This window comes from Streptomyces ossamyceticus (genome assembly GCF_001418475.1).
Lineage (GTDB): Bacteria > Actinomycetota > Actinomycetes > Streptomycetales > Streptomycetaceae > Streptomyces > Streptomyces ossamyceticus.
The window spans coordinates 1-14,187 of record NZ_LIQX01000007.1 but is presented as its reverse complement, the minus strand read 5'-3'; the positions used below and the strand labels follow the sequence as shown (position 1 = coordinate 14,187).

Sequence of the window (14,187 nt, the reverse complement as noted above, 5' to 3'; positions counted from 1 at the left end):
CCGGCCCGCCGACCGAGGGGCGCCCTCCGCGTTTTTTCAACAAACTGTTGACGCGATGTCGTCGCGGGGCGTTAGCTTGCCGTAGCCAGTCCAGCACCACGGCCACGGAGGCTCCCGTGACTTCGCGTTCCTCGACGCCGGGCCTCGCCCGGTTCAACACCCTGGAGAGGCAAGCCGCCGTCGCCGCGCTCCACGAGGCGTGCGCCTCGGCGGAATGGGGACGCAGACTGCTCGCAGGCCGGCCCTACGCCACCGTCGACGACCTCCTCGCCGCCAGTGACGCCGCCATGGCCGAACTGACCGCCGAGGACCTGGTGGAGGCGATGGCCGGGCATCCGCCGATCGGCCGCCCCGCACCGGGCGACGCGACCTCCGCCCGGGAGCAGCGCGGCATGGCCGGCGCCTCCGACGCGCTGAAGGCCGAGATGCTCGAACGGAACCTGGCCTACCAGGAGAAGTTCGGCCATGTCTTCCTGATCTGCGCCACCGGCCGCACCGGCGAGCAGATGCGTGACGCGGTCACGGAGCGCATCGGCAACACGCCGGAGGAGGAACGGGAGATCGTCCGCGTCGAACTGGGCAAGATCAACCGCATCCGCCTGACCCGACTGGTCGAAGAGGACTGAGAGCAGCATGAGCACCAGCACCACGGCCTCCGTGTCCACGCACATCCTGGACACCAGCGTCGGCCGCCCCGCCCCTGGGGTCGCCGTCCGCCTCGCCGCCCGGCCGGGACGCGACGCCGACTGGCGGGCCCTCGGCGGTTCCGCGACCGACGCCGACGGCCGGTGCAAGGACCTCCCGGCGCTGCCGGAAGGTACGACCCACGTACGGCTCGACTTCGCCGTGGAGCCGTACTTCGAGACCCAGCGAGCCGAGACACAGCAGGACGCCCCCGCGCATCGGGACAGCGGTGTGTTCTTCCCCGAGGTGGTCATCACGTTCGCCGTCGAAGCCGGCGAGCACTACCACGTACCGCTGCTGCTCAACCCGTTCGGCTACTCCGTATACCGAGGGAGTTAGCACCCATGCCCATCCTTGGACAGAACCAGTACGGCAAGGCCGAGAACCGCGTCGTACGCATCACGCGGGACGGCGCCACCCACCACATCAAGGACCTGAACGTCTCCGTGTCCCTCTCCGGTGACATGGACGAGGTCCACCTCTCCGGCTCCAACGCCCACGTCCTGCCGACGGACACCACCAAGAACACCGTGTACGCCTTCGCCAAGGAGCACGGCATCGAGTCCGCCGAGCAGTTCGGTATCCATCTCGCCCGCCACTTCGTGACCTCCCAGCCGGCCATCCACCGGGCCCGCATCCGCATCGAGGAGTACTCCTGGGAGCGCATCGAGCACTCCGGGAAGGGCGCGCACTCCTTCGTCCGCACGGGCCAGGAGACCCGCCTCGCGCAGATCACGTACGACGGCTCGGCGTGGGAGGTCGTCTCCGGCCTCAAGGACCTCACCCTCATGAACTCGACGGACTCCGAGTTCTGGGGCTACGTCAAGGACAAGTACACGACCCTCCCCGAGGCGCACGACCGCATCCTCGCCACCGACGTCTCCGGCCGCTGGCGGTTCAACTGGACCGACGACGAGGAGCCGACGCCCGCCTGGGACACGTCGTACGCGCAGGTCAAGCGGCACATGCTGGAGGCCTTCGCCGAGACGTACTCGCTGTCGCTCCAGCAGACCCTCTACGCGATGGGCTCCCGGATCATCGACCACCGGAGCGAGATCGACGAGGTCCGCTTCTCCCTGCCGAACAAGCACCACTTCCTGGTGGACCTCGCCCCGTTCGGCCTGAAGAACGACACCGCCGACGGAGCCGTGTACTTCGCCGCCGACCGCCCCTACGGCCTGATCGAGGCGACCGTCCTGCGGGACGGCGTCGAGGCACGCATCCCGGCCGATCTCACCAACCTCTGACGCGGACCCGGAACGTACACCGGGAGTAGGGACGAACAACGATGGCACAGCGCATCGTCATCGAGAACGCGGCGATCGCGACCGTGGACGCGCGGGACACCGAGTACACGTCGGGCCATGTGGTGGTCGCGGACGAGGTGATCGAGTCGGTCGGCGCGGGCCGGGCCCCCGAGGGCCTGACGGACGTCGTACGCCGGATCGACGCCACCGGACATCTGGTGACCCCCGGCCTGGTCAACACCCACCACCACTTCTACCAGTGGATCACCCGGGGCCTCGCCACCGACCACAACCTCTTCGACTGGCTCGTCGCGCTGTACCCGACCTGGGCCCGCATCGACGAACAGATGACGTACGCGGCGGCCCAGGGTTCCCTCGCGATGATGGCCCGCGGCGGTGTGACGACCGCGATGGACCACCACTACGTCTTCCCGAAGGGCTCCGGCGACCTGTCGGGCGCCATCATCCGGGCGGCCCGCGAGACGGGCGTCCGCTTCACCCTCGCCCGTGGCTCCATGGACCGCAGCGAGAAGGACGGCGGCCTGCCCCCGGACTTCGCGGTCGAGACCCTCGACGGCGCGCTCGCCGCCACCGAGGCGACCGTGAACGAGCACCACGACGCCTCCTTCGGCGCGATGACCCAGGTGGCCGTGGCCCCCTGCTCACCGTTCTCCGTGTCGACCGAACTCCTCAGGCAGGGCGCCCGGTTGGCCCGTCACCTCGGGGTGCGACTGCACACGCACGGCTCGGAGACGGTCGAGGAGGAGAAGTTCTGCCACGAACTGTTCGGCATGGGCCCCACCGACTACTTCGAGTCGACGGGCTGGCTCGGCGAGGACGTGTGGATGGCGCACTGCGTCCACATGAACGACTCCGACATCGACGCCTTCGCCCGCACGAGGACCGGAGTCGCGCACTGCCCCTCCTCCAACGCCCGCCTCGCCGCCGGAATCGCCCGCGTCCCCGACATGCTGGCGGCCGGCGTCCCGGTCGGGCTCGGCGTCGACGGCACCGCCTCCAACGAGTCGGGCGAACTCCACACCGAGCTGCGCAACGCGCTCCTCGTCAACCGCCTCGGCCCCCACCGCGAAGCCGCCCTCGACGCCCGCCGGGCGCTGCGCCTCGGCACCTACGGCGGCGCCCAGGTCCTCGGCCGGTCGGCCGAGATCGGCTCCCTGGAACCGGGCAAGCTCGCCGACCTGGTCCTGTGGAGGCTCGACACCCTCGCCCACGCGTCCATCGCCGACCCGGTGACCGCCCTGGTCCTCGGCGCGGCTGCCCCGGTGACCCTGTCGCTGGTGGGCGGCCGGGCCGTCGTGGAGGACGGCCGCCTGCTGCACGTGGACGAGGACGCGATCGCCCGCTCGACACGGGACGAAGCCCGGCGACTGGCCCGGATCGCGGCCGGCGACTGACCCCGCCACTCCGCGTCGACGCCGTGGCGGGAACCCGCCTGTGCCGTACGGCGCCCCGGACTCCGGCCGAGGGGGACGGCCCTCGGCCGGAAGCCGTGGACCCGAGCGGGTTCCACGGCGGCCGTCTCCGGGGCGCACAGCGACTGTGCGCCCCGGAACGGTGCGGCTGTGCGCGCGGCGACGGTACTTCGATGGGCGCGGCCCTTCGACACGCGGGCGTCCCTCGACGGGCGGCGGCAGGGCTCTGACATGCGGGCCGGCCCTCGATGGGCGGCCAGGCTTCGGCGTACGGGCCTGCCCTCGACCGGCGGCCGGGGCTTCGGTGGGCGGCCGGGTCGCGGCGGGCTGGGGGCCGGCCTCTCAAGGGACGGTCGTGAGCCGCTCCCACACTTGCGTGGCCACCGTGTACGTGTCGCCGGTCGGTTCGGTGGTGAGCGGTCCGGGGTCGCGGGTCCAGTGGTCCTCCAGCGCGAACCAGTCGATCTTCTTCGGTGCCCGTCCGCCGGCGAGCGCGGCCCGCAGCTCCTCGAAGTACGTCGACCAGCGCAGCCGGTACAGCCCGCCGACCAGGCCCGCCCACTCCCGGTTCGCGTAGTCGCGCAGCCCCGCGTCCGCGCCCGCGCGGGTGCCCCACACGGTCAGCAGCGACAGATTGTCGTACGCCAGCCGCTCCCGCTCGGCGTCGCCCGCCCCCCAGGCGCGCGCCTCCGCGACCCAACGGCCCAGCAGATGGCGGGAGTCGGTGGCCAGCAGCCGGTCCAGCAGATCCATCAGGGACAGCCACACCTCCGCCAGCTCCTTCAGCCGGGCGTCGTCCCGGGCGTCGTACGCCTCCTTGATCCGTGGCAGCAGGAGGCGGCTGCGGTTGGAGAGGGTCTGGCGGGCCACGTCGAGGAGATCCCGTCGGTAGGCGGACGACGTGCGCAACGTGGACCGTACGCGCAGCAGTTCACCGAGGGCGGGCTCCAGGTCCGCCGCCGTGTAACGGAGTTGCTTGGGCGACCAGCGGGCCGCCCGGACGACGGTGAGCGCCGGGCGGGCACCGAACAAGCCGTCGGCGCCCTCGCTCCACCCGTCGGCGCGCGTGGTGCCGTAGACGGTGCGGCGCAGGATGTCCCAGGCGGCCTCGGCGTGCGGATCACGGGCGCCGTAACGCGCGTGCGCCCAGTCGGCGAACCAGGTCTCCAGGTCCAGCTCGCCCTCGCGCCAGGCGAGTTCGGAGAACAGGGCGAAGGCCGCCGGGTTGTTGTCCGCGGCCTCCGGCAGCAGCGCGATCCCGCGCAGCGCGCTGCCGGGCTTCGCGCGCCACTTCCCGTACAGCTCCGCCCAGTCGCGGGTGTTGGCGCCGAGCGCGGTGTGGCCGCCGAAGTTCCAGATCGAGCCGAACGCGTACGGGGTGCCGCCCCAGTCGGCCTCCCGGTCGGTGACCGTCGGGAAACGGTCGGAGAGGCCGTCGACGACGAGCATGTGCTCCTTGTCGACGGCGTCGACGATCGCGCGCGGCGGGTTGTGCTGCCAGCCAAGGATCACCCAGGTGGCGTCGGGGTGGGCCCGCCGCAGCGCCCGCTCGACGCCCTTCGCCGCGTCGCCCACGGGCACGTCGCCCGGGTCGCCGCCCTCGTGCAGCAGGTCCATCTTGTACAGGGTCGAGGCCCCGCCGAACAGCTCGTCCTGGGTGCGGTAGAAGGCGGCCGCGACCCGCGCGAAGACGTCCGTGCGCGGGTCCAGCCAGTCGGGGCGGGCGAAACCCATCCACGTGCCCTGAGAGACCGTCCGCGCCCCCGGCACGCGCTCGGCGAAGCCCGGCGGGACCGTCCCGAAGTAGCCGGGGAACACCGGGGTCATGCCCAGCTCGCGCACCCGGTCGGCGATCCGGCGGCCGAGCGCGGCGCGGGCGTCCAGCAGCTGCCGGGAGACGGGGGAGGGGAACGCGGACAGGTTCTGCAGCAGCCACCACGGCTGGTGCGCGGGCCCCGGGATCCACTCCCGCAGCTCCTCCTCCCCGTACCCGAACTCCTGGAACACCCGGTGGTAGAGGGCGTCCGCGCCCGCGTAGACGAGGATCTCGTTGTAGCCGTGCAGCGCCAGCACGTCCAGCTCGCGCTCCCAGTACGACCAGTCGAGGTAGGCGCCCGTGTAGCCGTCGTTGGTGTCGTTCAGGGCGAAGCGGTGGGGGACGTTCGCGCGTCGGGTGACGGTGCCGTCGAGGCCCGGTAGAGCGCGGGGCAGCGCGGTCTGCTCGCCCGCCCAGTTGATCTCGGCGTACGCGACGTGCCGCAGGTACCAGTTCAGACCGGTGAGCCGGGTCGCCGGGGTGTCGCCGGTGACGGTGATGCGCCCGGTGCGGCCCGCGACGTGGAAGGTGTCCCGCTCGGTCCCCTCGGCGAACGTGATCTGCCGCCAGTGGTCCGGCAGCAGCCGCCGGGCCGCCGCCGTGGCCGCCGTGCCCCCCGCCCCGTCCGCGCGGGGCGCGTCGTCCGAGGGGTGCGCCCGGGCGGGAGCGCAGGCGACCGTCGCCCCCGCCGAACCGGCGGCGAGGACGGCGAGCAGGGCACGGCGGGCGAGCGGCATGATGCCTCCGGGTGCGGGTGCGGGTGCGGGTGCGGGTGCGGGTGCGGGTGCGGGTGCGCCGTGGCAGCAGTACCCCCGGAACCACCCCTTCCGCACCGACACGCGGCCACAAGGAGGAGAACCCGCCGTGAACGGCTGGAATCCCGCACGGGTGGTCCAGATCCTGCGGGGCGCCGGCGGAGCCGTCCTGGAGAGGTCTTCCACTGGGCGATGGAGGGCAGCCGCGTCTCGATCGTGAAGCTCCCGGGCGGGCGCCCGAGCCTCCCGGCCCGCCGCTGACCGACGGGACGACGGTCAACCGCTGTTCGGGCCGTGGGCCCCGCTCACAGCCCGAACAGCTTCGGGTCGTCCGCCAGCTCCCTGAAGTACGCGCCCGGGTCGGCGACCAGCTTGCGCGCCCTGAGGTCCATCAGGCCGCCCACACCGGTGATCTCGGCGGCCACCGTGCCGTCGGTCCTGCTGATCGTCTGCTCGATCCGGAAGGTCTTGCCCTCGCCCCAGACGAAGACACACGTCACCTCGACCTCGTCACCGGCGAGCAGCTCGCGCCGGTAGCGGATTGTCGTCTCCAGCGCCACGGGGCCGACGCCCCTCGCCATCAGATCGGCCTGGCGAATCCCCGCGGCCTGGAGCAGCGACCAGCGCGCGTGCTCCCCGTACTGGAGGTACACGCTCTGGTTGAGGTGCCCCTGTACGTCGGTCTCGTATCCCCGGACGGTCACCGGGACGGAAAACGGCTCGGACACGACTACCCCTCGACTACCTCAGCGGCGAACAGGACGGACGCCAGCTTACTGAGCGCTTGCTCATGCGGGGTGCGGCAGTCCGGCGCCGCCGGATCACGGCAGTCCGGCGCCGCCCGGTCACACCTTCCTGGGGGAGGCCAGCAGATACCGCTCCCGCGTCCGCGGGTCCGTGTGCTCGCTCGGCTGCCAGCCCGCCTGCCGCAAGGTCTCGGCGCAGCCGCGCAGCGCCCCCGGGTCCGGCTCGTGCACGGCGACGGCCTCCGGCTGCGGGGTGGTCCGCACCCGGTAACCGCCACGCTCCGCCTCCGGGCCCGCCGGGCGGTGGCCCGCCGCTTCGAGGGCGAGCGCGGCGGCCCGTACGAGATGCGCGCGCTCCCAGCCGCACGGGCGGTCGGTGGCGCCGCCCGGGTTCGTCATCCGCCGTAGTTCCAGCAGCCCCTGCCAGGCGCTGTGCACCTCGCGGGCCCGCGCCGGTCCGTCCCCGGTGCTCTCCTCGCCGCCCACCCGGGCCGCGAACCCGCCCGACGCGGCGGGGGCGGCGGACGGCGCCGGGGTCGCTGCCGTCTCGGGCGGCCCGGCCTCCCGTACGCGGTGCCCGGCCGGGGTCAGGAAGTGGTCGTGCGGCGGGCGCGGGTGGCGGAACGCCAGCCCTCGCTTCACCAGCGCCGCCAGCTGGCTCTCCGTACCCGTGAGCCGGCCGGTCACGGGCTCGGCGGCGTCGATGATCCGCCGCTGGACGGCGGTCGGCGGTCGGGTCACGACGACCTCCTTTCGCGGAGGAGCGCTGTCACTCGGGGACGGCGTCAACCCACTCGAAGACTACGAGGCGGGTCTGACATTCCATGCCGCGAGCACCGGGCGGCCGTGCTCCGTGCCGAGTCGGCAGACCGTGCCCGTGGCGAGCTGGAACAGCGCCCCGGCGGACGCGGGCAGTCCGAGATAGCGCGCGGTGAGGACGCGGAGGAAGTGGCCGTGCGCGACGAGCACCACGCAGCCCTCGGTGTTGCCGAGCGCCGCGTGCGCCTTCGCCAGTATCCGGTCGGCGCGCGCCCCGACGTCCTCCGGGCCTTCACCGGGGTGTTCGGGCGGTCCGGGCGCCACCCCGTCGGTGAACAGGAACCAGTCGGGCCGCGTCCGGTGGATCTCCTGGGTCGTCACCCCCTCGTACGCCCCGTAGTCCCACTCGGAGAGATCCGCGTCCACCAGTGCCCCGGTCAGACCGGCCAGTTCGGCGGTCTGGCGGGCCCGCTTCATCGGGCTGACGAGCACGGCCCCGATGTGGTGCGAGGTCAGCAACGGCGCCAGCCCGCGCGCCTGTTCCCGCCCCCGGTCGGTCAGCGGGAGGTCCGTCCAGCTGGTGTGCTGCCCGGACAGCGACCACTCGGTCTCCCCGTGCCGCACCAGAAAAAGATCACTCATGTCTCACAGGCTACGAGCCCACCGCTCCAGTTCCTCGAACTCCGGCTCGCCGAGCCCTCGGCGGGGGTCGATCTGCAGCAGCAGGGCGGGTGTGTCGTGGTGGCGGGCGACATGGCGGGCGTCGAGGTCGGTGATCATGTCGTCGACCCAGACGAAGGGCCGGCCGGCCGCCCACTCCAGGACCCGGCGGGTCTTCCAGTACAGGCCGTCGGGGTCACGCGCGAACATGTCGGTGAACTCGATGACCGGCAGGTCGGCGGGGAGCCCGATCACGGGGCCGATCATCTCGTTCGCGTCGTGCATCCAGGTCGTCGCCCAGGCCAGGTCGTACGGCAGGGCGAGCAGGCGCTGCCCGTGCGCGGGGTTGAGGCGGATCCGCAGGCCCCGGCGGAGCCTGCGGGAGCCGGGCTTCTGGCGGGCGGACCAGACGGTGGGGTGCACCCGGCGGGTGACGTAGCCGCGCGGTGGCCACAGGCGGGCGCCGAACGGGTTGAGGGGGCCGTCGACATCCAGGAGGAGGAGCGGTCGCTCAGTCATGGGGAGGGTCTACCCAGGTGTCCGGAGCGATCCTCGTGTGACGTCCTCTGCCGTCGTCGGTCGTTCGCGGGTGTCCCCTGGCCTCGGCTGCTCACGGCCGACCTCGGCCGACCTCGGCTGTCTCCGGTTGTTCCCGGCTGTTTCCTCAGGTGTCGTCGAGGGCGCGGGTCGCGCGGTCCGTCGCCCGGCGGGTGAGGTCCTCCGTCTCCGCCCACGGCGGTGCCTTCGGGGCGGCCGCGTGGCTGATCACGACGAGCAGCCTGCCCTGCCGCACGAGCGTCTTGGTCTCACCGGACGGGAAGCCGCCCAGCTCGACCTCGATGGTGGCGGCCCAACTGCGGTCGCCGAGCCTCGGACCGGTCGTCTCACGCAGGCGTTCGGTGCCGGTGCGCGCGAGGTCGGACCAGGTGATGGTGAAGTGCGCGCAGTCCGCGAGATCGGCGACCGTCCTGTCGAACGCCCGCCGGGCGGCCGCCTCGTCGCGGTGGACGCGGAGGGTCTCGTGGACCCACGGCCCCAGTCGGCTGTGGTCGAACTGGACCCGGGCCTGCACCGCCGTGCCGGACGGCGGGATGCCGTAGTCGAGGTCGTTGAGGGCGCGCAGACAGCGCGGCCGGTCCGAGCCGTCCGGAGGGGTGGCCTCCGGATCGGGCTCGACAAGGTCGTACCCGTCGAGGTCGTCCTCGCCCAGTAAGGCGGCGGACACCTCGGCCGTGGTGGGCAGCGGCGCGCTCTCACGCCCCGCCGGCGCGGAACTTGCGCCCCTGCCGCGGCTCTTACCGCCTCTGCCCGTCCCGCCTTCGTCCCCGTCACCGTCGCCGCCGGTGCAGCCGCCGACGAGCAGGGCGACGGCCACCGCCCAGACCGCTCCCGCGTTCCTCATCCCGATTCCCCCTTCTCCGTGGTTCTTCGCGGTGCGCTACCGCGTGAGCACGACCTTGCAAGCCGCGTGGATGTCGCGGACGGCCGCCGCGATGTCGAAGTCGTCGCCATCCCCCGGACGCGTCCGCGCCTCGTCGAGGTCGTCGAGGTCGTCGAGAACGCCGAGCACGATCGCGCGCAGTGCCGCGTCGCGCGTCACCTTCATCCGTTCCGCCACCTCGCGCAGGCCGTCCGGTGTGTGGAGGCGTTCGACGGGTGTGGCCGTGAACAGGTAGCAGGCGAGGGCCGGTTCGACGGCCGGGTCCCGGTCCGGGTCCGTGGCGCTCGGGGCGATGGGCAGCGAGCGTTCCGGCACCCGGCCCGGGGGATCCGCTCCGTCGGACGGTCGCGTCAGGGGCGGGGCGGGACCGGTGCCATGGTCGATCGCCGTGCCCGCGGCCACCGCGGTGAGCGGCAGCAGCGCCGCACCCACCAGGGCACCGGCCCACAGGACCGGGCCTGTACGTGGACGCCACCGGCGCGCCGCCCACAGCACGGCCAGCGCCGTGATCCCGGTGGCGCACAGGGCCCACAGCACCACCGGTGCCAGCAGCAGACGCGCCACCGCCCTCGGGGGGACGTACGACGTGGCCACCAGCCGCTGCGCCTGGAACCACAGCGCGAGCGGCACGGACAGCACCAGGCCGCCGAGCGCGATCACCACCGGAGACGGTGACCGGGCGGGTGCGAGGGCCCGGGACCAGACCACGAAGACGGCCCCGCCGACGACCGCCGCCGCGACGAGCGGGAGCGCCGCGAGCGGCCGGTGGGCGAAGAGGCCGTGGTTGTCCCCCGGCAGCAGTGCGGTGGGGAACAGGCGGTCCCAGGACGCGGCGGCGCGCGGCGAGAGCTGCGAGCCGGCGACGAGCGCGAGGCCCAGCAGGGCGCCCGCCGTCAGCCGGTACGGCGTGCCGCGGCGGTCCCGTACCGGGTAGGGGCGCAGGTCGCGCCAGAGCGAGACGGGCACGACGGCGCTGAGGGCCGTGCCGGTGAGCAGCCCGGTGAGCCAGTACGCGAGGAGGGTGTCCCCGGTCGCGGTCTCCAGCAGCAGGGCGACCTCCTGGAAGGACATCCCGACGGCCGTCCCCGCGATCAGGCAGGAGACGAGCAGCAGTCGCGGGGCCCCGCCGCGCTCCCTCAGCGCGCGCAGTCGGCTGTGGTCGTGCGGATGCAGCCGCAGGAACTCGGGCAGCCGGGCCCGGCCCCGGGTCAGCGACTCCTCCACGGCCAGCGCCATGCCGTCGCGGTCCGCCACGGCCGCGTCGGCCTCGTACTCACGGGTGCGGACGAACGCGCCGAAGGCCAGCAGCACCACGGCGGTCACCGCGGCGAGCCGCCAGCCCAGGGCGAGCGCGAGGTCCGCCGGACGGCCGACGGCCGCGACCGCCAACGGGAGGACGACGAGGAGGGCGAGGAGCCACAGGGCGTGGAACGCGAAACGCCCCCGGCCCACGTCCCCGGCCCGCAGATGGGCGACCTCGTGACGCAGGCCCGCCAGGGCGATGCGGCCTTCGACCTCGTCGGCCCAGGGCCTGTCGTCGGCGAGCGGGGTGTAGTTGGCGACGACGACGTACCGCCGATCGAACAGCCCGTACGCCCGTACCTCCTCGCGTGCGCCGCCGAAGGCGCTCCGCCGTTCGACGACCGGCACCGGCGGCCGGGCGAAGGCGCAGCCGGCCTCGGCGAGGCAGCGGGTCAGGGCCGTCGCCGTCCGCTCGGGCACCGGTATCGGGTGACGCCGCCAGCGCCGCAGCCGCCACCAGGTGGTGAGCAGGACGGCCAGTCCGGTGAGGGCGAGCACCAGCAGGGGGCCGAGCAGACTCACGGCCGACTCGCCGAGCAGGACGTGCTGGAGGCAGCGTGTCACGGCGCCCGGCTCGGCGCCGGTCGCGGCCGCCCGGCGTACGCACTCCTCGCGCGGCGCCGTCCAGCCGTCCCGCGTCAGAACCCCCCACCACGTGCCCGCGAAGAGCGATGCCGCGCTCACCATCAGGAGCAGCAGCAGGAACTGGGTGGACGTCGGATGGGGCAGCGCGGAGGGGTCCCCGGCGCGCGGGCGCGTCACCCGCTGCCGCCCTCCCCTGTTCCGGGCACGGTGCCGCCCGCCGGTGTCCCGGGGCCGGTGCCGCCCTCGGGCGTCCCGGGGCCGGGTCCGGTGCCCGCCGGTGTCCCCGGTGCGCTGCGGCCGCGTGCGACCCAGGCGGTGGCCACCGCACGGGCCACCGCTGCGGCCTGCTCCGGCGGGCAGCCGATGCCCTCGCACTTCGCTGCCACATAGCCGACCAGCCACGCGGCGTCCCGCACCTCGATCGGCTGGGCCGGCTCCCGTAACGCCGCGACCAGACGCCGCCGTTCTCCGCGCCCGGACCACCAGCGGCTCACTCTTGCGTTCACCGCGCGGGACCCGACCTTGACGCCCTCCGCGATGAGCGTCGCCACGACGGCCACGACCAGGGGCTCGGTGAGGACCGTGGTCACCAGCCCCGACGACATCAACCCGCCCCGCCGGGCCACGAGTTGGTCGACCGTCACGGGATCGGCGCGGTACCGCTCCAGCAGACCCGGCAGTTCGAGTTCGACCTTCTCGACGTCGTGGGAGCCCAACTCCCCGTTCGACGCGAGCAGCCGCAGCGCCGTGCCGATGACGTCCTCGCCCGTGACCACGTTCGTACCGGAGTTCACATCCACCCCCGAAACCCACGAAACACCCGAACTCGCGTGCTGGGGACTATAGAGGGATATGACAGTGGCTGCGAGCACGAGGAATTATCTTTTGGGAAATTCCGGGAAATCGGGTTCTCCGCTATTGCCGGTAGCCACTCAGGAACCGTCCGATACGGCTGATCGCCGCGTCGAGGTCGTCCGCGTGGGGCAGGGTGAGGATGCGGAAGTGGTCGGGGGTGGGCCAGTTGAAGCCCGTGCCCTGGACGACCTGGATCTTCTCGCGCAGCAGCAGGTCGAGGACGAACTTCTCGTCGTCGTGGATCCTGTGGACCTTGGGGTCGAGGCGCGGGAACGCGTACAGCGCGCCCTTGGGCTTCACGCACGACACGCCGGGGATCTCGTTGAGCTTCTCCCACGCCACGTTCCGCTGCTCGTGCAGACGGCCGCCCGGCGCGGTCAGTTCCCGGATGGACTGACGGCCGCCGAGCGCGGCCTGGATGGCGTACTGGGCGGGGGCGTTGGCGCACAGCCGCATGGAGGCCAGCATCGTCAGGCCCTCCAGATAGTTGCGGGCGTGCTGCTTGGGGCCGGTGACTACCAGCCACCCGGAGCGGAAGCCCGCCACGCGGTACGTCTTCGACAGGCCGCAGAAGGTGAGGACGACCAGGTCGGGGGCGAGCGCGGCGGCCGAGTGGTGCACAGCGTCGTCGTACAGGATCTGGTCGTAGATCTCGTCGGCGAACACCATCAGGCCGTGGCGGCGGGCGAGGTCGAGGATGCCCTCGATGATCTCCTTCGGGTAGACCGCCCCGGTGGGGTTGTTGGGGTTGATGATGACGACGGCCCTGGTGCGGTCGGTGATCTTCGACGCCATGTCGTCGAGGTCCGGGTACCAGTCGGCCTGCTCGTCGCACAGGTAGTGGACCGCCTTGCCGCCGGCGAGGGTCGTCACGGCGGTCCAGAGGGGGAAGTCGGGCGCGGGGATGAGGATCTCGTCGCCGTCCTCGATCAGCGCCTGCACGGCCATGGAGACCAGCTCGGAGACGCCGTTGCCGAGGAAGACGTCGTCGACGTCGACCTCCAGGCCGAGGGTCTGGTAGCGCTGGGCGACCGCGCGGCGGGCGGAGAGGACGCCGCGCGAGTCCGTGTAGCCATGGGCCCGCGGGAGCATCCGGATCATGTCCTGGAGGATCTCCTCCGGCGCCTCGAAGCCGAAGAGAGCGGGGTTGCCGGTGTTCAGGCGCAGCACGCTGTGGCCCGCCTCCTCCAGCGCGTTCGCGTGCTCGATCACGGGGCCGCGGATCTCGTAACAGACCTCGCTGAGCTTGCTCGACTGCCGGAACTCCATGCGCTCTCGCCCTCCGGTTGATGTGTTGCTTGGTTTTACCAAGTAGGCGCTTGGAAAGTCCAACGACATGTCTAGACTGCGTCGCATGTCACCTCGCCGAAGCTACGACCAGTACTGCTCCGCCGCCCGGGCGCTCGACCTCGTCGGTGACCGTTGGACCCTGCTGATCGTGCGCGAACTGCTCGCCGGGCCGCGCCGCTACACGGACCTGCACGCGGACCTGCCCGGCGTCAGCACGGACGTCCTCGCCTCACGGCTGAAGGACATGGAGCGTGACGGTCTGTCGACCCGGCGCCGGCTGCCGCCGCCGGGCGCCGCGTACGTCTACGAACTCACCGAGCGGGGGCGGGGGTTGCTCCCGGTGCTCCAGGCGCTGGGGGAGTGGGGCGAGGACGCGCTGGGGGAGCGCCGGCCGACCGACGCCGTACGGGCGCACTGGTCCGCCCTGCCGCTGCTGCGGAACCTCGACGGCTGCCCGGCCGGGCTCGTCGAAGTCCGCCTGGAGGAAGGGACGTTCCACCTCTGGACGGGCGCCGAGGAGGGCCCGGTGTACGGCGACGGCCCCGCGCCGGGCGAGCCGGACGCCCGGCTGACCCTCGACGAGGCGACCTGCGAGGCGGTCCGCCGCGGCGGAC

The 14,187-nt window shown here is 72.9% G+C and carries 14 protein-coding genes; 5 read left to right on the top strand and 9 right to left on the bottom strand.

The window, feature by feature from the left end; translation table 11 throughout:
* Nucleotides 1-116: 116 nt before the first annotated feature.
* Genes uraD through AOK15_RS00805 form a run of 4 tightly spaced genes read left to right on the top strand, consistent with a single transcriptional unit; the run spans nucleotide 117 to nucleotide 3,346 of the window.
* Entirely contained in the window at nucleotides 117-626 is a 510-nt protein-coding gene (gene uraD / locus AOK15_RS00820; protein WP_055511601.1) for a 2-oxo-4-hydroxy-4-carboxy-5-ureidoimidazoline decarboxylase, read from the top strand.
* A 7-nt stretch (nucleotides 627-633) separates the two neighbouring features.
* Nucleotides 634-1,023, top strand: a complete 390-nt coding sequence (uraH, locus tag AOK15_RS00815) for a hydroxyisourate hydrolase (RefSeq protein WP_055511599.1) — start codon at nucleotides 634-636, stop codon at nucleotides 1,021-1,023.
* Nucleotides 1,024-1,028: 5 nt separating this feature from the next.
* The gene (pucL, locus tag AOK15_RS00810) at nucleotides 1,029-1,931 is read left to right on the top strand and encodes a factor-independent urate hydroxylase (RefSeq protein ID WP_055511597.1); all 903 of its coding nucleotides are present in this window, start codon (nucleotides 1,029-1,031) and stop codon (nucleotides 1,929-1,931) included.
* A 41-nt stretch (nucleotides 1,932-1,972) separates the two neighbouring features.
* Nucleotides 1,973-3,346, top strand: coding sequence for an 8-oxoguanine deaminase (locus tag AOK15_RS00805; protein ID WP_055511595.1), 1,374 nt, complete (start codon nucleotides 1,973-1,975; stop codon nucleotides 3,344-3,346).
* Nucleotides 3,347-3,706: 360 nt separating this feature from the next.
* On the opposite strand, the gene AOK15_RS00800 is transcribed toward AOK15_RS00805, so the two are convergent.
* The 9 genes from AOK15_RS00800 to AOK15_RS00760 all read right to left on the bottom strand — a co-directional run bounded on the left by AOK15_RS00800 (nucleotide 3,707) and on the right by AOK15_RS00760 (nucleotide 13,552).
* On the bottom strand, nucleotides 3,707-5,917 hold the full coding sequence (locus AOK15_RS00800) for an alpha-N-acetylglucosaminidase (RefSeq protein ID WP_055511592.1): 2,211 nt from the start codon (nucleotides 5,915-5,917) through the stop codon (nucleotides 3,707-3,709).
* Nucleotides 5,918-6,240: 323 nt separating this feature from the next.
* A complete protein-coding gene (locus AOK15_RS00795; RefSeq protein WP_055511590.1) occupies nucleotides 6,241-6,663 on the bottom strand; it encodes an acyl-CoA thioesterase in 423 nt (140 codons plus the stop codon).
* Between the two features lie 117 nt (nucleotides 6,664-6,780).
* A complete protein-coding gene (locus tag AOK15_RS00790) occupies nucleotides 6,781-7,422 on the bottom strand; it encodes a hypothetical protein (RefSeq protein WP_055511588.1) in 642 nt (213 codons plus the stop codon).
* A gap of 60 nt (nucleotides 7,423-7,482) precedes the next feature.
* Entirely contained in the window at nucleotides 7,483-8,082 is a 600-nt protein-coding gene (locus AOK15_RS00785) for a histidine phosphatase family protein (protein ID WP_055511586.1), read from the bottom strand.
* Nucleotides 8,083-8,085: 3 nt separating this feature from the next.
* Nucleotides 8,086-8,619, bottom strand: a complete 534-nt coding sequence (locus AOK15_RS00780; protein WP_055511584.1) for an HAD domain-containing protein — start codon at nucleotides 8,617-8,619, stop codon at nucleotides 8,086-8,088.
* Between the two features lie 145 nt (nucleotides 8,620-8,764).
* Nucleotides 8,765-9,502 carry a sensor domain-containing protein gene (locus tag AOK15_RS00775; protein WP_055511582.1) on the bottom strand — a complete coding sequence of 246 codons (738 nt, stop codon included), beginning with the start codon at nucleotides 9,500-9,502 and terminating at the stop codon, nucleotides 8,765-8,767.
* Between the two features lie 36 nt (nucleotides 9,503-9,538).
* Nucleotides 9,539-11,605: a M48 family metalloprotease gene (locus AOK15_RS00770; protein WP_055511580.1), complete on the bottom strand. Its 2,067-nt coding sequence runs from the start codon at nucleotides 11,603-11,605 to the stop codon at nucleotides 9,539-9,541.
* The gene (locus AOK15_RS00765) at nucleotides 11,602-12,228 is read right to left on the bottom strand and encodes a hypothetical protein (RefSeq protein ID WP_157870134.1); all 627 of its coding nucleotides are present in this window, start codon (nucleotides 12,226-12,228) and stop codon (nucleotides 11,602-11,604) included. The genes AOK15_RS00770 and AOK15_RS00765 overlap by 4 nt, the downstream gene beginning before the upstream one ends.
* Nucleotides 12,229-12,343: 115 nt before the next feature.
* Nucleotides 12,344-13,552: a pyridoxal phosphate-dependent aminotransferase gene (locus AOK15_RS00760; RefSeq protein ID WP_055511577.1), complete on the bottom strand. Its 1,209-nt coding sequence runs from the start codon at nucleotides 13,550-13,552 to the stop codon at nucleotides 12,344-12,346.
* 85 nt (nucleotides 13,553-13,637) lie between these two features.
* Between AOK15_RS00760 and AOK15_RS00755 the strand changes: the two genes are divergently transcribed.
* The coding region (locus AOK15_RS00755) for a winged helix-turn-helix transcriptional regulator (protein ID WP_055511575.1) at nucleotides 13,638-14,187 on the top strand (550 nt) is incomplete at its 3' end.

Excerpts from the sequence above, each read along its gene's own strand:
- AOK15_RS00785 (WP_055511586.1), bottom strand. The coding sequence starts at position 8,082 with ATGAGTGATCTTTTTCTGGTGCGGCACGGGGAGACCGAGTGGTCGCTG.
- uraH (WP_055511599.1), top strand. The coding sequence starts at position 634 with ATGAGCACCAGCACCACGGCCTCCGTGTCCACGCACATCCTGGACACC.
- AOK15_RS00780 (WP_055511584.1), bottom strand. The coding sequence starts at position 8,619 with ATGACTGAGCGACCGCTCCTCCTCCTGGATGTCGACGGCCCCCTCAAC.
- AOK15_RS00775 (WP_055511582.1), bottom strand. The coding sequence starts at position 9,502 with ATGAGGAACGCGGGAGCGGTCTGGGCGGTGGCCGTCGCCCTGCTCGTC.
- AOK15_RS00805 (WP_055511595.1), top strand. The coding sequence starts at position 1,973 with ATGGCACAGCGCATCGTCATCGAGAACGCGGCGATCGCGACCGTGGAC.
- pucL (WP_055511597.1), top strand. The coding sequence starts at position 1,029 with ATGCCCATCCTTGGACAGAACCAGTACGGCAAGGCCGAGAACCGCGTC.
- AOK15_RS00800 (WP_055511592.1), bottom strand. The coding sequence starts at position 5,917 with ATGCCGCTCGCCCGCCGTGCCCTGCTCGCCGTCCTCGCCGCCGGTTCG.
- AOK15_RS00760 (WP_055511577.1), bottom strand. The coding sequence starts at position 13,552 with ATGGAGTTCCGGCAGTCGAGCAAGCTCAGCGAGGTCTGTTACGAGATC.